The organism is Flavobacterium sp. FPG59 (genome assembly GCF_002150205.1).
Taxonomy (GTDB): domain Bacteria; phylum Bacteroidota; class Bacteroidia; order Flavobacteriales; family Flavobacteriaceae; genus Flavobacterium.
Genome location: NZ_MTCA01000317.1, coordinates 1 through 2,404 on the forward strand (window position 1 = coordinate 1; position 2,404 = coordinate 2,404).

General features: G+C 32.0%; 3 protein-coding genes. All 3 read left to right on the forward strand.

What is annotated here, in order from left to right; all coding sequences use genetic code 11:
* The first annotated feature begins 80 nt into the window (after window positions 1-80).
* On the forward strand, window positions 81-875 hold the full coding sequence (locus tag FPG59_RS15495) for an outer membrane protein assembly factor BamD (protein WP_086455452.1): 795 nt from the start codon (window positions 81-83) through the stop codon (window positions 873-875).
* A gap of 8 nt (window positions 876-883) precedes the next feature.
* Complete coding sequence (locus FPG59_RS15500; RefSeq protein ID WP_026709525.1) at window positions 884-1,201, forward strand: DNA-directed RNA polymerase subunit omega; 318 nt, start codon at window positions 884-886, stop codon at window positions 1,199-1,201.
* An 8-nt stretch (window positions 1,202-1,209) separates the two neighbouring features.
* Window positions 1,210-2,404, forward strand: a 1,195-nt coding sequence (coaBC, locus tag FPG59_RS15505; protein WP_086455451.1) for a bifunctional phosphopantothenoylcysteine decarboxylase/phosphopantothenate--cysteine ligase CoaBC, incomplete at its 3' end; no start/stop codon positions are given.

Below are 2,404 nucleotides of genomic sequence, written 5' to 3' on the forward strand. Positions count from 1 at the left end.
ATTAATACCTAAATTTGCCACCGAAACTTCGGAATGATAGGTAGGTTTTTTTAGCTTACAAATCATTATAAAATATGAAAATGAAAAAAATAATATATCTCGTTTTAACTGTTGCCTTACTCAGCTCTTGTAATGAATATCAAAAAGCATTAAAATCTGAGGATGTTGCTGTGAAATTTGAAATGGGAACCAAGTTATATGATGCTGGTAAATACTCTAAAGCATTAAAGATTTTTGAACAAATTGCACCTGCATACAGAGGAAAACCGCAAGCTGAAAAATTATTTTTTATGTTTTCTCAGTCCTACTATAAAACAAATCAATTTTACTTAGCAGGATATCAGTTTGATAATTTTGTTTCGAGTTATCCAAAAAGTGAAAAACTAGAAGAAGCAGCCTATTTAGGAGCAAAAAGTTATTCGATGTTATCTCCTGTTTATAGTTTGGATCAAACTGACACTAACAAGGCATTAGATAAGCTTCAGAATTTTATAGATGCATATCCAAATTCGCAATATGCAAAGGATGCTAATTTAGCCGTAAAAGCTTTGAGTGAAAAAGTGGAGAAAAAAGTATATGAAAACGCAAAGGGGTATCACACCATTTCTGATTATAAATCAGCTATAGTTGCGCTTGAAAATTTTATAGTTGATTATCCTGGTACGAAATATAAAGAAGACGCTTTGTATTACAAACTGGACTCGGCCTATCAACTAGCTATTAATAGTATTCCTTCAAAAATGCAAGAGAGGTTGAATATTGCTAAAGTTGCTCAAGCTAACTTGGTGAAATTTAACCCAGAATCAAAATACAAGAAAGAAGCTAACTACATGTTAGTGAGAATAGAAAAAGAGTTACAAAATTTTACTAAATAAATAAAGTCATGGATTTAAAAAAGACGAATGCTCCTGTAAACACAATTACATACAACAAAACTGTAATTGAAGAACCAACGGGTAACGTATATGAAGCAATAACGATTATGGCTAAAAGAGCAAATCAAATCAATTCTGAAATTAAAAAAGAATTGACAGAGAAATTAGAAGAGTTTGCTACTTATAACGATAGTCTTGAAGAAGTCTTTGAAAATAAAGAACAAATTGAAGTTTCTAAATTTTATGAAAAATTACCTAAGCCACATGCGTTAGCAGTTCAAGAATGGTTAGATGGTAAAATATATCATAGAGATTCAAACAAATAATTAGTACGATGTCAGTTTTACAAGGTAAGAAAATTCTACTTGGAATTTCTGGTGGAATTGCAGCCTATAAAACAGCTACATTAGTACGACTTTTTATTAAAGCAGGTGCACATGTCCAAGTGATAATGACACCTGCTTCTAAGGATTTTGTCACGCCACTTTCGTTATCTACTTTATCTAAAAATCCAGTTCATTCTAATTTTTATGATCAAGAAAATGATAATGAGCAGTGGAACAATCATGTTGAATTAGCACTTTGGGCTGATTTAATGATAATTGCTCCAGCTACTGCAAATACATTGTCTAAGATGACTAATGGAACTTGTGATAATCTTGTAATTGCTACCTATCTATCAGCAAAATGTCCGGTTTACTTTGCACCAGCAATGGATTTAGACATGTATAAACATGCTTCTACGTTACAAAGTTTTGAAGCCTTAATTCGTTATGGTAATATTTTAATTCCTGCCGAAACAGGTGAGTTGGCTAGCGGTTTATCTGGTGAAGGCCGAATGGCAGAGCCTGAAAATATTATTGCTTTTATTGAAAATGATTTAAATAGTAAGTTACCACTTAAAGGAAAAAGAATTTTAATTACCGCAGGTCCAACTTACGAAGCTATAGATCCAGTTCGTTTTATTGGGAATCATTCATCTGGTAAAATGGGTTTTGATATTGCAATTAGTGCTGCAAATAGGGGAGCAACAGTTTACTTAGTCACAGGGCCTACACATTTTAAAGTGAGTAATAGTTTGATTAATGTAATACCAGTAGTGTCTGCAGAGGATATGTATAAGGCCTGTCATAATGTATATGATTCAGTTGATGTTGCCATTGCAGCCGCTGCAGTTGCTGATTATAGACCGAAAAATATTGCTGAACAAAAAATTAAAAAAACCGAAGAAAGCTTTACAATTGAACTTGAAAAGACTAAAGATATTCTTGCCTCTATGGGAGAAAAGAAAATAAATCAGTTTTTAATAGGGTTTGCATTAGAAACTGAAAATGAAATTGAAAATGCAAAGTTGAAAATCAAGAAAAAAAACTTAGATTTGATCGTTCTTAATTCGTTACAAGATCAAGGTGCAGGTTTTGGAAAGCTAACGAATAAAGTAACTTTTATAGATCAATCATTCCAAGTATCTCCAATGGATTTAAAATCCAAAGAAAAAGTTGCAGATGATATTATGGATAAAGTATGTC